A 14,766-nucleotide genomic window follows, 5' to 3' on the forward strand; every position below is an offset into this window, starting at 1 on the left:
ATGATACCCTGCCGCGACAAGAACGCAACCCCGCCCCGGCAACATCAGAACGCCTCCTCCGGCAGTTCCATGAGCCCGAGGCCGGTGGACTCCAGCGATACCCGGCGCGCCGTCAACTCCGGTAGCACATTGGCCGCGAACCAGCGCGCGGCGGCCACCTTGCCCTGGTAAAAGGCGGCGTCCCGAGCGGACCGGGCCCCGGCGGATGCCGGAGAATCCTGGGTTCGCAGGGCTACCTCGGCGCCGCGCAGGAGCAGCCATCCGATGATCAGGTCGCCGAGGCTCATCAGCAGCCTCGTCGTATTCAGGCCGACCTTGTAGATCGCGGCGGCATCCTCGGCGGCGCCGGTGAGGAACCCGACCAGCGAATTCACCATGCTCTGGACGTCATCGAGAGCCACCCCCAGCGCCTCCCGCTCCGCCCGCAGCGCGCCGTTGCCGGCCTCCCCCTTCACGAACGTCTGGATCTCGCCCAGCACGGAGGTCAGCGCCTGCCCCTGGTCCCGGACGATCTTCCGGAAAAACAGGTCCTGGCCCTGGATCGACGTGGTGCCCTCGTAGAGAGTATCGATCTTGGCATCGCGGATGTACTGCTCGATCGGATAGTCCTGCAGGTACCCGGAACCACCGAGGATCTGCAGTGAAGAGGCGAGCAGCTCGTAGGACCGTTCGGAGCCGACCCCCTTGACGATCGGGAGCAGCAGGTCGTTGATGCGTTCGGCGAGCTCGTCGGTCTCCCCCCGCTCGCCGGCCAGCGCAACCCGGTCCTGGAACGTCGCGGTGTAGAGCATCAGCGAACGCATGCCCTCCGCATACACCTTCTGCATCATCAGCATCCGGCGGACATCCGGGTGATGGATGATCGTGACACGCGGTGCCGTCTTGTCCGACGCGCGGGCCAGGTCCGCACCCTGGACGCGGGTGCGGGCGAACTCGAGCGCGTTGAGATATCCGGTGGACAGCGTGGCGATGGCCTTGCTGCCCACCATCATCCGGGCGTACTCGATCACCTGGAACATCTGGGCGATGCCCTCGTGGACGTCACCGACCAGCCAGCCGACCGCCGGCGCCCGCTCACCGAACCGCAGCTCGCAGGTGGCGGAGACCTTCAGGCCCATCTTTTTCTCGATGTTCGTCACGTAGACGCCGTTGCGGGCGCCGGGCGCGCCGGTCCGCGGATCGGGCATGAACTTCGGCACCACGAACATCGACAGGCCCTTGGTCCCCGGGCCGTGCCCCTCCGGCCGGGCGAGCACGAGATGGATGATGTTCTCCGGGACATCCCAGTCCCCATTGGTGATGAACCGCTTCACGCCCTCGATGTGCCAGGTGCCGTCGGGCTGCTCGATCGCCCTGGTACGACCGGCCCCGACGTCGGAACCCGCGTCCGGCTCGGTGAGCACCATCGTCGCGCCCCAGTGCCGTTCAATGGCGAACTCGGCGAGCTGGCGCTGCCATTCGTTGCCGAGCCGGTGCAGGATCGCTGCGAACGTCGGGCCGGCCATGTACATGAAGATGGCCGGGTTCGCTCCGAGCAGCAGCTCCGAGGCCGCCCACGCGACGGTCGGGGACGCACCCAGTCCGCCCAGGTGCGGCGGAAGGTAGAGCCGCCACCACTCACCGTCCAGAACGGCCTGGTAGGACTTCTTGAACGACTCCGGCAGGGTCACCGATCCGGTCGCCGGATCCAGGGTCGGCGGATGACGGTCGGCGTCGGTGAAGGACTCGGCAACGGGTCCGGAGGCGAGGTGGTCGAGCTCGGCCAGCACCTCGCGCGCGGTCTCGGCGTCCATCTCCCCGAAGGGACCGGTGCCGAGCGTGCGATCGATCCCGAACACCTCGAACAGGTTGAACTCGATGTCTCGCAGATTGCTCCGGTAGTGGCCCATCAACGGCTCCTTCCCGGGACCGCCGGACATCGTGATCAGCCGATGCCGGCTAGCTACTCGTGAGTACGTTGTTCCCATGCTACTCACGAGTAACCCGTTGACAAGAGCGGCGGCTGGGAAGAAGTCGTCGCGATCCAACTTTTCTCCGACAAACGGGGAAGACCCGAGGCCGGGCACGTCTACTCTTGCCACTCATGCGCGACCCGGCCACCCAGGAGGTACGGCTCGCGGTCGTCATGACCGGTGGCGCGAGCCTCGCCGTCTGGATGGGCGGGGTCGCCACCGAGATCAACCTTGCGACCAGCCCGGACCGTGACCGGGCCGACGAAGCGGACGCTGCCGTCGCCGCCCGTTACGCCCGGCTGGCAGCCATCCTCGACGTCGAGGTCAGTGTGGACGTACTCGCCGGCACCTCGGCCGGTGGCATCAACGCCGCCATGCTGGGCTACGCGAACACCCACCACGCCGATCTCACCCCGCTGCGGGACCTGTGGCTGTCCCTCGGCTCGCTTGACGCGCTCATGCGCACCCCCCACGAAAAGACGTATCCTTCGCTACTGCACGGGGACACCGCCGTGCTGCCCGCGCTGCACACCGCCCTGGCAGCGGTGGGGGGAGACGGCCCGCCCCAACCGGGCCGGCGCGGACCGCCCGACATCGGTCTTCATCACCACGACGATCCTGCGCGGCGAGGTCGCCGAGCACGCCGACTCACTCGGCGGCACCATGTGCGACGTCGACCACCGGGGCCTGTTCGCCTTCGGCACGCAGGACCTGACCGACCCTGGCGCGGTCCCCCGTCTCGCCCTGGCCGCACGGGCCAGTTCCGCCTTTCCGGGCGCCTTCGAGCCGGCCTACGTGCCGGTGGGGCACGCCGTCGATGCCGCGCACCCGGACATGGCCCGCTACGTCAACGCCTCCCGCGGATTCCACGCCTCGGACGGCGGGATTCTGGTCAACCGCCCGATCGGACCGGCGCTGGCGGCCATCTTCGACCGGCCCGCCGAGCGCCAGGTCCGTCGCGTGCTCGCCTACGTCGTGCCCTCGCCGCGGATGCCGGTACCGATGACGGATCCGGCGGCACCGACCATGCCACCCGTGCCGCCCACACCACCCATGCCGCCCACACCGCCCGCGGTGATCCCCACCCTCCTCCAGATGCTCGGCGCGGCGCTGAACCAGTCGATCGGTACAGATCTGGCGACGCTGCGCGATCGTAACAGCGCCGTACGCGGTACGCGGGCGAACCGGCGACGGCTGCTGCGCCTTGCCCCGGCCGGTGGGCCCCGGTTAGCGGACGAGAGCGTCTATGACGCCTACCGCCGCAGCCTGGCAGAGGAGACCGCCCCACCGGTGATCGAGGCGTTGCTGCGCGTCCTCGGTGGTCGGTTCGACCTGCCCCGTCCCCCGGACACCGACGCGCTGCGCACCGACGCGGCCGGACCCGCCCGGATGACGAACGCCGCGGTCAACGCCGTGGTCCAGATGCTTCCCGACCGGCTGCCGACCACGGCCGACCTCGCCGACCTGTGGCGGCTGGGCCGGCCCGCGCTCGACGCCGCCAAGGGCCTGCTGATCAACATGATCAACGAAGGGTACGTCCTCTCCCCCGAGCCGGCGGACCGGATCCGACTCGCCCGGCTCGCGGCGGCCGTGCACGGCGCCTCGCGCGCCACCATCCGGAGCACCGGCACCGCAGGCACCGCAGGCACTGCAGGCACTGCGGGCACCGCGGCCCTGCGACCCGGCGTCTTCACGACGGTCGGCGAGACCCTCGGTGCGATGGCCGGGGCACCGTTGCTCGACGTCATCGCCGAGGCAGCCCGCCGCTGGTTGCGGACCGACCCGGAGGGCGACGCGGGGCAGGACGAGCTCACCGATCTCGTGGACCGGCGGTCCCCCGCGGCCCCGCCTCCGGCGGGACCAGAGACCAGGCCCGAGGGTCTCAGTCTCGGCCAGCGCCGGGCGGTGGCGGCCCGGACCCTCGCGGACTTCGTCGGGTACCTCCCGTCGACTCCCGCGGACGCCCTGATCGCCGTGCACCTGGTCGAGCGGAGCACCGGCGCCGCGGTCCTCGATCAACCGGTTGAGCTCGTCCAGATCAGCGCGGATCTACCGAACCGCCTCGATCCCGCCCGCGCGCTGGCCGAGGAGAAGGTCACAGGCCTGCAGCTGGGAAACTTCGGCGCCTTCGCGAAGTCCTCGTGGCGGGCCAACGACTGGATGTGGGGACGGCTGGACGGTGCGGGCTGGCTGGTCCGGATCATGCTGGATCCACGCCGGCTCATGATCCGCCGGGACACCGCCATCCCCGCCGTCCCCGCCGGTCACGCCCGTGCCGCGGCGCTGGCCCGCCGGGGCTGGCTGGTGGATCTGGTCGACGATCTCACCGAGGTGGCCGGCAGCCCGGCGCCACGGGAGGTACTCGACGAGCTTGGCTTTCTGACCGATCCGGACGCCCCCGTGCCGCCGAACCTGCCGGTCACGGCGACCTGGGTCGCCGCCGGCCTCCAACGGGACATCGCGGCCAAGGAGCTGGTGGGGGTCGCCGAGGCGGTGCGGCGCGACAACGAGGCCGGGGTCGATCCGCGGCCCACCGCCGACTTCCTCGCCGCCGTCGACCGGGCCCTGACCGCGGAACCAGCCCGGCCCGGAACGACGACCGGACCGGGGGCCTCGGCGGCACCGGAAGCGACGGGCCCCCCGAACCTGGACGAGCCGCGCGGCGCCAAGGTCATCTCGCTGGCCGCGGCCGCGGCCGCCAGGGTCGCCGCGGGACGGACCGGTGCCCATCGGCCGGTCGGCGTCGACAGTTCGGCTCTGGCGCGCCGACCGCCCCGGCCACCCGGGCTCAGCGGCGTCCTCGTCACGCCCGGCGCGCTGCCCCCGCGAGCGGTGGACGAGGTGCTCGAGGCCTGCCGCGTCTCGGACGAACGCATCACCGACGCGGCGCAGGGCCCGATTCTGGTGACCGCCCTGGCCCAGATCGTGGCGGTGGTCGTCGCCTGGGCGGCATCGACCCGCCGGCTGCCACGGCCCCTGCGACCGGTCGCCTTCCTCGCCCGGGCCGTCACCCGTCTCGCCTTCGAGATGATCCGGGATGTCACGCACGGCCGGCGGCGGATGACGATCGCGGTGGGAACAGCGATGGTCGGCCTCGGTACGGCCGGCGGGCTGACCGGTTCGGGCATCCTCGGCGGCCTGGGGATCGTCGTCGGCCTGATCGGCCTGCTGATGATCGGACTGACCGGCTGGCGGCACCTGCCCGGAGGACTGGCGGTCGTGGGAGCCGGGCTCATCGCGGTGTTCGCGGCGGCCGGTGCCGTTCCGGTGATCCATGACCGACTCTTCCCCTGGCTACACGACGACGTCGTGCCATACCTGGCCGATCATCCGTGGGCATGGGCGACCGTCTTCGGAGCCCTGGTGCTGCCGGCTCTCTGGTCCGTCGCCGAGGCCCTCACCACCCGCCGGGCCCGCCGCAACGGCTGATCATCCCGGTAGGCACGGCCCGGCGGTCCGCGCCACCGGCACCGGTGGCTCGGTGACGTGGTGACCCGGTTCAGGAGATGTCGGACCAGGTCAGGGTGCCCGTCGGGTCTCGAAGGCAGGACACCGGGCGGCCGGCGGAGTCCTGGACGATGCGCCCGACGTCCTCGGGGTCACAGTTCCCGCCCTCATCCGGCCGGGTCACGAGAGCCGGGGCGGGCGGCTCCGTGGACCATCGACCAATGCCGGCCGGGCCGCTCCCGCCGACGGGCGCGCAGAACAGCACAAGGCCGTTCACGGCGGTCGCGGGCGAGGTGTCCTCGGTGGGGGAACAGGCCTCTCCGACGAAGACGGAGGATGCTTGCGGAGTCGGCACCGGCGGTGACGCGACACCATCCGGGGCGGCGGAGGTTCCGGAGGGGCCCGGCGCCCGCGAGACGCCAGGCGTCGCAGCCGCGGCGGAGGCCCCGGGCGTGCCCGGGCCGCCCGGGTCCTGAGACGACGCACTCGGCATGACCACCGAGCCCGGCCGGGCGGCCGAGCCGCCGGACCCGCTCGACCCCGGATCCGAGCATCCGACGACCAGCGCGAGCAGCAGCCCCCCGGCCACGCTCAGGCCGAGACGGCCACGGCCTCGAAGACCACGGCCTCGAAGACCGCCACACACGGCGCACCTCCCGTCGCACCTCGGGAGCCGGAGTCATACCCCGGTCCAGGCCGCCCGATCTCAAGACCTGCGTTCCAGCTTAGGTAGCCTGCCGCTCACACCGTGGTCACTTGCCCGAACTGGGAGATCCGATCGTCCGCCGCCACGGGAACCAGCGTCCCGTCGGCCTCCATCTCCGCCGCGACCTGGGCCAGCCGAACGGCGGGCCGCGCCGGCAGCGGCGCGGTGCCCGCCTGGGTCCCGAGCTCCACCCAGCCGACCAGCGCCTCGTCCGACGTCAGCCCGAACGCCTCCCGGACCTCGGCGCTGCCCTGCATCGGCACCGACTTCCAGGCCGAGGCGACGCCGAGCGCGTGCGCGGCCAGGCAGATGTTCTGCGCCGCCGCCGCGGCCGAGGCGTCCTGCTCGGCGACCGGAACCTTCGAACCGACGTGGGAGGCGACGACGGCGATGAGCGCCGGGGAACGGGTGGCCTTGCCGGCGGTCTTGCGGATGACCGGCTCGGGCAACCCGCCGACGGTCTCGGCGGCCCGCTTGATCGCCGCCGCCAGGGTGGCGCGAGCATCGCCCCGCACGACCACGAAGCGCCAGGGCCGCAGCATCTTGTGATCCGGCGCCGTGGTGGCGGCACTAAGTATGATCATAATCTGCTCCGCCGTCGGACCGGGTTCGACGAGCCGGGTCGCTGTACGGCGCGTCATCAGGCAGGCGAGAGCGTCCATGAAAACTCCTTGGGGGATCGCGGTTCGGGGAACCCGGGAAGTACCGGTCTCCCGGCCGGCGACCGCGACCCGGCCGGCGGTGACAGCCGCCGGTGGATCTGGAACAGCGACAGGTTACCGTAGAGATTGCCCCGCTCGAACCTCCGCCGGGAGGCTCTCGTCACCGCCGTCGTTGAAATAGACCATCTGGCCAAGCGATACGGGTCCCAGCGCGCCGTCCGGGACGTGAGTTTCACGGTGCGGGAAGGGAACATCACCGGTTTTCTGGGGCCGAACGGCCCCGGCAAGACAACGACGCCGCGCATCCTGCTGGGTCTGGTCACCCCTGGTTGCTGGCTCTGGTCACCCCTGGCTCCGGCAGCGTGGTGGTCTTTGGTGGCTGCGGGGCGGTCGAGGTGAACGCGGGCGGCTGGGGAGTGTTGGCCCAGGTGGCGGCGCTCCTCGCGGTGCGGCGGGAGCTGCCGTCATGACCGCGCCAAGCCGGCCGTCGGCGGATGAACCGCCCGGGTCGCGCCGTCCCGGCCGGGACTCGACGGTGGCACCGGCGTGGGACGGGTCACCTCAGGCGACTCGGGTACGCACATCCCCCACCGCCTCGGGTCGCGATCGGCCTACCATCCAGCATATGGTGCCGTGCCCGACCTGCGCGGAGGACAACCCCGAGCGGGCGCGCTTCTGCTCCGGATGTGGGAATCCCCTTCCCACCCCGGGGAGCGGCGCCCGGAAAACCGTGACGATCATGTTCGTGGACATCACCGGGTCCACCGACATCGGCGAGAGAATCGACTCCGAACCGCTGCAGCAGGTCATGTGGCGGTTCTTCACCACCGTCCGTGAAGTGATCTACACCCACGGCGGGTCGGTCGAGAAGTTCATTGGCGACGCCGTCTTCGCCGTCTTCGGCATTCCCGTGCTGCACGAGGACGACGCGCTGCGCGCGGGTCGCGCCGCCCTCGACATCCGGGCGGCGATGGAGGCGCTCAACGCCGACCTGCAGCGCGAGTGGGGCCTGAAACTGCGGGTGCGGATCGGGATCAACACCGGCGAGGTGACCGTCGCCGGCGGTGGCGTCACCGGCGATCCGGTGAACGTCGCCTCCCGGCTGGAACACGCCGCTCCCCCTGACGAGATCCTCATCGGGGACACCACCTACCGCTTCATCCGGCACAGCGTCACGGTGAGCCCGCTCGGCCCCTTGGTCGTCCAGGGCAAGCGCGACCCGCTGCGGGTGCACCGATTGATCGGGCTGGTCGACCCGACCGCGGGTCCCGGCAGCCGGGCCCCGACCCACGGCTTCACCGCCCCGGTCATCGGGCGTAACCGGGAACGCCGCCGGCTGCAGGACGCCTTCGAGGCCGTGGTCGAGGAACGCACCTGCCACCTGTTCACCGTGCTGGGCCCGGCGGGCATCGGCAAGTCCCGGATGGTCGGCGAGTTCTGCGCGGCCATGGCGAACCGGGCGACCGTGCTCACCGGGCGTTGCCTGTCCTACGGCGAGGGCATCGCCTACTGGCCGCTGATGGAGATGGTGCGCCAGGCCACCGGTCTGTCCGCCGACGAGAGCGCCCCGGACGGGCGGCGTCGGCTGCGGGAACTGCTCGACGGTGTCACCCAGGCGGCGGAGATCGTCGAGGCGCTCGCGCCCCTGGTGGGGCTGGGCGGCGCGGAACTCGGTCCGCAGGAGAGCTTCTGGGCCGTCCGGTCCTTCTTCCAGGCGCTGGCGGCCCGACGCCCGCTGATCCTGTGGTTCGACGACGTGCACTGGGCCGAGCCGACCCTGCTCGACCTGCTGGAGAACATCGCCGACTGGTCCCGCGACGCCCTCATCATGCTGCTGTGCCTGGCCCGCCCGGAACTGCTGGAGGAGCGGCGGGACTGGGGAGGCGGCAAACTCAACGCCACCTCGATGCTGCTGGCGCCGCTGACCGAGGCACGCTGCCAGCGCCTGATCCGCACCCTGATGGGCTCCGACGACCTCGACCCGGCCCTCGTCTCCCGGATCACTACCTCCGCGGCCGGCAACCCACTGTTCGTCGAGCAGATGGTGGCGGCCCTCGTCGACGACGGCCTGCTGCGCCGGGAGGGCAGCCGGTGGATCGCCACCGGCAGCCTGCGCAACGTGACGGTGCCGCCGACCATCTCGTCCCTGCTCGCGGCCCGGCTCGACCGGCTCGACCCGCCCGAACGGCGGGTCCTTGAACGCGCCGCCATCGTGGGGGAACGCTTCTACCTCGACGCCGTCATCGACCTGTCGGACCCGAACGAACAGCCGATGGTCGCCGCCCACTGCCTGAGCCTGGTCCGCAAGGAACTGGTGCATCCGGATCGGTCCGACCTGCCCGGCGTCGAGGCGTTCCGGTTCCTGCACGTGCTGCTGCGCGACTGCGCCTACCAGTCCACCGCCAAACGGCAGCGCGCCGATCTGCACCAGCGGTTCGCCCAGTGGCTGCAGACCCGGCTGGAGGGCGGCCCCGGTGAGCACGACGAACTGGTCGGCTACCACCTGGAGCAGGCGTTCCGTTACCGGGTGGAGATCGGGCAGCGCGACACCGAGACGGTCGAGCTGGGCCGATCCGCGGCGACCTGTCTGATCGAGGCGGCGGACCGGGTGCGCCAGGGCGACGAGACCGGCGCGGCCCAGCTGCTCAAGCGGGCCATCACCCTGCTGCCCGAGACGGACCCGCTGCGGCTACGGGCCGAGATCGACCTCGGCTGGGCGCTGTACTCGTTCGGCCGGCTCTCCGACGCCGAGCGCATCCTGCGCCAGGTGACCGAGCGGGCCCGGCGCGCCGGGGAGGAGGGCCTGCGGGCCCACGCCCGGCTCGCGTACCTGCGGGTGCTGTTCTCCACCGATCCGGAGGGCCTGGTCGCCAGGACGCTGACCGAAGCCGCGGCGTGCCTGACCAACTTCGTGCAGGCCGGCGACGAGGTCGGCGCGGCGCTCGCCTGCCGCAGCCAGGCCAACGCCTACCTGGCGGCCGGGCAGTTCGCCGCGGCCGAGCGGGCGATGGAGAACGCCGTCCGGCATGCGGAAGAGTCCGGCGTGCCCCGGGCCGCGCAGTCGCTGCGCCGGGAGCTCACCATGCTCATGAGCTGGGGGCCCCGGCCAGTCGCCGTCGGGATCACCCGGGCAAACGAGGCCCTCGACGCCGCTGACGACGACCGGGCTCTGCGTCGGACCGTGCTCGCCCAGCTCGCGGTCCTCACCGCCATGTCGGGGGATCTGGAGGGCGCGCAGATCCATCTCAAGGCGACCGAGGAGATCGTTCACGACCTGCGCGCCCCTCGGGTCGACCCCTTTCATGGCGGGTTCGTCGTGGCCCGGGTGGCACTGCTCGCCGACGAGCTGGCAGTCGCCGAGCGGGAGCTGCGGCGAAGCTGCCGGCAGCTGTCCCGGATGGGGGAACGCGCGTTCCTGGCCAACCGGGCCGCGGCACTCGCCGACGTTCTCGTCCGGCTCGGCAAGGTCGACGACGCGGGCAAGTACGTCACCCGGTGTCGGGACGCCGCCGCCGCCGACCAGCTACCGGCCCAGGCCGGATGGTGCGGGGTCCACGCGAAGCTCTTGGCGCTGCGCGGCCGCGATGCCGAGGCCCTCCGGTTCGCCGACACCGCCGTCGATCTCGCCAGCCGCACCGACGACACCGACGGCCAGGGACACGCGCTGCTGTCCCGCGCCGAGGTGCTCTACCGGGCCGGCTGCAAGGACGACGCCGCCGAGAGCCTGGAAGCTGGCATCACCCGGTATCTGCACCGGGGCAACGTCGCCGCGGCAAACCTCGGCCGCCGGCTGTTCGGCACGCTCGACGGCCCCCCGCCAGGGACGGGAGGCCCCTCGCCGGGAACGGGATAGCGGGGCGGCCCGCGCCCGCACGCTCAGCGCAGCAGTCCGCGCAGCCGCGCCTGTTCCTGCAACCAGTACATCTCCTGCGCCCACAACCGCAGCCGCTCGACGGCGGCGAGCTCGCCGGCCAGAGCCTGCGCCACGGACGGCCGGCTCAGCACCTCAACGCCGAGGGGCGCCCACTGCCAGTCGGCCTCCTCCTCGCAGGCTCGCTGGTAGGCGGCCCGCCGCAGGGCTATCTCGGCAAGGGCGAAATCGACCTGCTCGGAGAGCAGGTCGAGACGCGCAAACAGGTCCGCGTCACGAACCCACGGACGGCCGCTATAAGCGGGCAATGGAACGGGCCGCGCAGACATATTGGGGGAAGGGTACGAGCCCGCGGACACCGGGAACAACACGCATCCCGGAACAGACCCCTGAGCTGCGGTTTATTCTTCCACCCGGCCGGAATCGGCGACCCCCTCGGGGAGAACCCGGTGGACACCCGAGTCGGGTGAGACGACGGTCGGGACGTGAGCAACGGAGGTCCGAGGGTAACGCCTACGGTACGGCGTCCATGGTGCCGATCAGATCCGTAAGCCAGCCTGGGGGTCTTTCGGTGAGTCTCACACCACCCGTCCTGCTGATGGTGCTCGGTTTTCCACTCTTCGTGATGGCGGGGATGCTCATGATGGGCGGGATCGAGAAACGTCTGATCGGCTCCCGCGGGTTGCTCTCCCTGGTCACCGAGGACGGCACCGCCTCGGTGGGCGACTCCGGACCATCCGGTGCACGACCGTCACCCAGCGCACCCGCCACCCTCAGCGCACCCGCGTCATCGGGCGATCGGACGTCACCGCTCATCAGCTGAGCCGTCTCCCAGCCTGCGGGGTGCGGACAGGTGAGGCGGCGGTCAGCGGCGGCGGGATCCCCCGCCGACCCGCAGTCGACCGTCGAGACCGGCCTCCCGCAACAACGCGGCGAACGCCGGCGTGGGTGCCTGGATCTCCAGACGTGAGTGCACCCGGCGGAGCAGCAGATCGGCGCGGAGCAGAGCGGCGAGCCCCGGGATGTCGATCGAGCGCAGGCCCGCGACATCCACCGTGACCGTCCCCCCGCCCCGGCCGAGATGCTCGCCGATCTGCTCACGGAACCGGAGCCGCCCGGCAGTGTCGAGTTCCCCGGCGAGTTCGATGAGCACGTCCTCGCCTGTCCGCTGCACGGACATCCGCAAGGCTCCAGCATCCACCCGCATGACTTCCACCCCCCGATGTCGTCACTGCGTGGGGTCACCCCCCGATCAGTTACGCAGAGTAACATGCCTCGGTTGGCTGGATCCCCGGCGGACGTCAGCCGGCGCGCAGACGCTTGATCAGAGCGTTTGTCGAGCTATCATGCCCCAGCTCCGGTTCCTGCTCGGACCCGAGTTCCGGAATGATCCGACCGGCCAGCACCTTGCCGAGCTCCACGCCCCACTGGTCGAAACTGTTGATCCCCCAGATGACACCCTGGGTGAACACCTTGTGCTCGTACAGTGCGATCAGCTGACCGAGGGTGAATGGAGTCAGCTGCTGGGCGAGCAGGGTGTTCGAGGGTCGATTACCCGGGAAGGTCCGATGTGCAACGAGGCCCGGCGCGACACCCTCGGCGGCCACCTCCGCGGCTGTCCGGCCGAACGCGAGGGCCTCCGTCTGCGCCAGGAAGTTGGCCAGCAGCAGGGCATGCTGGTCCACCCCGGCGCCGTCCGCCGTGCCCACCCCGGGATGGTTCGGCCGGACGAAGCCGATGAAATCAGCCGGGACGATCGTCGTCCCCTGGTGCAGGAGCTGATAGTACGCATGCTGTCCGTTCGTGCCGGGAGTCCCCCAGACGATCGGTCCGGTCGGCGTCGGCACGGGCCGCCCGGTGAGATCGACCGACTTCCCGTTGCTCTCCATGTCCAGCTGCTGGAGATAAGCCGGGAATCGGCCCAGGTAGTGGCTGTAGGGCAGCACCGCGTGCGTCGCGGTACCGAAGAAGTCGCGGTACCACAGGCCGATCAGGCCGAGCAGAACCGGAAGGTTCCGCTCGAACGGAGCCGTCCGGAAGTGCGTGTCCATGGCGGCGAAACCGGCGAGGAACTCCCGGAAGTTCGGCGTCCCGATCGTGATCATCAGCGAGAGGCCGATCGCGGAGTCCACCGAGTACCGGCCGCCCACCCAGTCCCAGAACTCGAACATGTTCTCGGTGTCGATACCGAACTCGGCGACCTTCTCGGCATTCGTGGAGACCGCGACGAAATGCCGGGAAACGGCGTCCTCGCCGAGCAGGCCGGTGAGCCAGGACCGCGCGGCCCGCGCATTGGAGATCGTTTCCAGGGTGGTGAACGTCTTGGACGAGACGATGAACAGGGTGCTGGCCGGATCGAGATCGGCGGTGGCCTCCCAGATGTCGGTGGGGTCGACGTTGGAGACGAACCGGACTTCGATCGACCGGTCGGCATAGTCGCGCAGGGCGTCGTAGGCCATGGCGGGTCCCAGGTCGGAGCCGCCGATGCCGATGTTGACCACCGTCCGGATCCGCTCACCGGTGGCACCCAGCCATTCTCCCGACCGCACCCGGTCGGCGAATCGGGACATCGCGTCGAGCACCCGATGCACGTCGGGGACGACGTCGGCGCCATCCACCTCGATCCGGGTGCCGGCCGGGGCGCGCAACGCCACGTGCAACACCGGTCGGTTCTCGGTGACGTTGATCCTCTCGCCCTGGAACATCGCCTCGATCCGGTCCGCCAGCCCGGCGCGCCGGGCCAGCGCGGTCAGCAACTCGACGGTGCGCGCGGTCAGCCGGTTCTTGGAGTAGTCAAGATAGAGTCCGTCCGATTCGACGGCGAACGTCTCGCCACGCCGGGGATCGGCGGCGAACAGATCCCGCAGGGACACCTCGGAGATCTCGCGCAGATGCGTGGTGAGCGCCGCCCATTCCTCGGTCGCGGTGATGTCCAGCGGAGCCACCGGGGCAGCGGGCTCGGTTGTCGACATGACGTGGGATGCCCTTCCTCGCAGGTTCAACATGTGCCGCAGTGCCCATCATCCGCACTGCGGCGACGGCGGCGCTCGCCAGCCCCGTCGGCCTGCCCGTGTCGCCGATCCGGCACGCCGGACCGGCCGGCCGGGGGTAGGGAATGGGGGGTCAGGGCCGTAGGATCACCAGGAACCCGACGAAGGGCGTCATTGCAGGCCAGGATGGTTCTCGGCGCACGGGTGGCGGTACAGCGGATGCCCGGCGTGGTAGCGGACGGATCTGGACCTTGTTGATAGATAAATCTCGGGTGGAGGCGGCGCTTCCCGGTTACTCCGTCGAGGGCGACCCGGGCCGGGGTGGCTACGGGCTCGTGCTGGCCGGCCAGCACCGGCTCATCGGCCGCAAGGTCGCGATCAAGATCCTGCTGGACACCTCCGACGACCCCGATCTGCGTGCCCGCTTCCTGTCCGAGGCTCGGGTGCTGGCTGAACTGGACCATCCGCACATCGTGCGTATCCACGACTACGTGGAGCACGAGGGCACCTGCCTGCTCGTCATGGAGCTGCTCTCCGGCGGCACGCTCAAACAGCGGATGAGCTCGGGACCGGTCTCCGCCGAGACCACCTGCTCGATCGGGCTCGCGGCCGCGGCCGCCCTCGCCACAGCGCACGGCCACGGAGTGCTGCACCGGGACATCAAGCCGGACAACATCATGTTCGTCGGCGACGGGCTGCTGAAGGTGACCGACTTCGGCATCGCCAAGATTTTCGACCGAGTGGAGACCACCGCCAGCGCGATCCTGGGAACGCCGCGTTACATGGCTCCCGAGCAGATCATAGGGACGCGTCTCTTCCCGTCCACCGATCTTTACGCCCTCGCGGGTGTGCTCTACGAGATGATCGCCAACCGACCGCTGTTCGGCCGTCAGATGGCGGTGCAGCCGCTGACCCACCACCATCTGACAAGCATGCCGGAACCGCTCACCATGGTTCCGCCACCCGTCTCCGCGGTGATCCTGCGGGCGCTGGCGAAGGATCCGGGCACCCGCTTCGCCGACGCCGCCGACTTCGCCCTGGAACTCGCCCGAGCGAGCAGCCGCGCGTTCGGCCGTAAACATTCACCTGCTTTAGCGATCTTGCTGTGGGTGACGGTTCACGGGCATGGCTGTGGGCC

Annotated in this window: 12 protein-coding genes and 1 pseudogene; 6 read left to right on the top strand and 7 right to left on the bottom strand. The window is 70.7% G+C overall.

Features of this window, described 5'->3' with window-relative positions; all coding sequences use genetic code 11:
- Positions 1–44: 44 nt before the first annotated feature.
- Complete coding sequence (locus tag AC08OU_RS14365) at positions 45–1,889, bottom strand: acyl-CoA dehydrogenase (RefSeq protein WP_462186449.1); 1,845 nt, start codon at positions 1,887–1,889, stop codon at positions 45–47.
- 179 nt (positions 1,890–2,068) lie between these two features.
- Positions 2,069–2,425, bottom strand: a complete 357-nt coding sequence (locus AC08OU_RS14370; protein WP_476605092.1) for a hypothetical protein — start codon at positions 2,423–2,425, stop codon at positions 2,069–2,071.
- 145 nt (positions 2,426–2,570) lie between these two features.
- On the opposite strand from AC08OU_RS14370, the gene AC08OU_RS14375 reads away from it, so the two are divergent.
- Positions 2,571–5,381, top strand: a complete 2,811-nt coding sequence (locus AC08OU_RS14375; RefSeq protein ID WP_476605096.1) for a patatin-like protein — start codon at positions 2,571–2,573, stop codon at positions 5,379–5,381.
- A gap of 70 nt (positions 5,382–5,451) precedes the next feature.
- On the opposite strand, the gene AC08OU_RS14380 is transcribed toward AC08OU_RS14375, so the two are convergent.
- Complete coding sequence (locus AC08OU_RS14380) at positions 5,452–6,045, bottom strand: hypothetical protein (RefSeq protein WP_476605093.1); 594 nt, start codon at positions 6,043–6,045, stop codon at positions 5,452–5,454.
- Positions 6,046–6,140: 95 nt separating this feature from the next.
- Positions 6,141–6,767, bottom strand: a complete 627-nt coding sequence (locus AC08OU_RS14385; protein WP_462202729.1) for a nitroreductase family protein — start codon at positions 6,765–6,767, stop codon at positions 6,141–6,143.
- 186 nt (positions 6,768–6,953) lie between these two features.
- On the opposite strand from AC08OU_RS14385, the pseudogene AC08OU_RS14390 reads away from it, so the two are divergent.
- From AC08OU_RS14390 to AC08OU_RS14400, 3 genes and pseudogenes are all read left to right on the top strand, one after another.
- A pseudogene (locus AC08OU_RS14390) lies at positions 6,954–7,094 on the top strand (ATP-binding cassette domain-containing protein); the annotation flags it as partial.
- Positions 7,095–7,096: 2 nt separating this feature from the next.
- Positions 7,097–7,237 carry a hypothetical protein gene (locus tag AC08OU_RS14395; RefSeq protein WP_476600965.1) on the top strand — a complete coding sequence of 47 codons (141 nt, stop codon included), beginning with the start codon at positions 7,097–7,099 and terminating at the stop codon, positions 7,235–7,237.
- A 155-nt stretch (positions 7,238–7,392) separates the two neighbouring features.
- On the top strand, positions 7,393–10,620 hold the full coding sequence (locus tag AC08OU_RS14400; RefSeq protein ID WP_476600957.1) for an AAA family ATPase: 3,228 nt from the start codon (positions 7,393–7,395) through the stop codon (positions 10,618–10,620).
- A gap of 23 nt (positions 10,621–10,643) precedes the next feature.
- On the opposite strand, the gene AC08OU_RS14405 is transcribed toward AC08OU_RS14400, so the two are convergent.
- Entirely contained in the window at positions 10,644–10,946 is a 303-nt protein-coding gene (locus AC08OU_RS14405) for a hypothetical protein (RefSeq protein ID WP_462186454.1), read from the bottom strand.
- A 263-nt stretch (positions 10,947–11,209) separates the two neighbouring features.
- On the opposite strand from AC08OU_RS14405, the gene AC08OU_RS14410 reads away from it, so the two are divergent.
- On the top strand, positions 11,210–11,461 hold the full coding sequence (locus AC08OU_RS14410) for a hypothetical protein (protein ID WP_462186455.1): 252 nt from the start codon (positions 11,210–11,212) through the stop codon (positions 11,459–11,461).
- Between the two features lie 42 nt (positions 11,462–11,503).
- On the opposite strand, the gene AC08OU_RS14415 is transcribed toward AC08OU_RS14410, so the two are convergent.
- Both AC08OU_RS14415 and pgi read right to left on the bottom strand, forming a co-directional pair.
- Positions 11,504–11,845, bottom strand: a complete 342-nt coding sequence (locus tag AC08OU_RS14415) for an STAS domain-containing protein (RefSeq protein WP_462202732.1) — start codon at positions 11,843–11,845, stop codon at positions 11,504–11,506.
- A 94-nt stretch (positions 11,846–11,939) separates the two neighbouring features.
- Positions 11,940–13,610 carry a glucose-6-phosphate isomerase gene (pgi, locus tag AC08OU_RS14420; protein ID WP_476605094.1) on the bottom strand — a complete coding sequence of 557 codons (1,671 nt, stop codon included), beginning with the start codon at positions 13,608–13,610 and terminating at the stop codon, positions 11,940–11,942.
- 269 nt (positions 13,611–13,879) lie between these two features.
- Between pgi and AC08OU_RS14425 the strand changes: the two genes are divergently transcribed.
- Positions 13,880–14,766 (top strand): serine/threonine-protein kinase (locus AC08OU_RS14425; RefSeq protein ID WP_476605095.1); only part of this gene is annotated, 887 nt, incomplete at its 3' end.

It is taken from the genome of Frankia sp. CcMO1 (genome assembly GCF_977945845.1).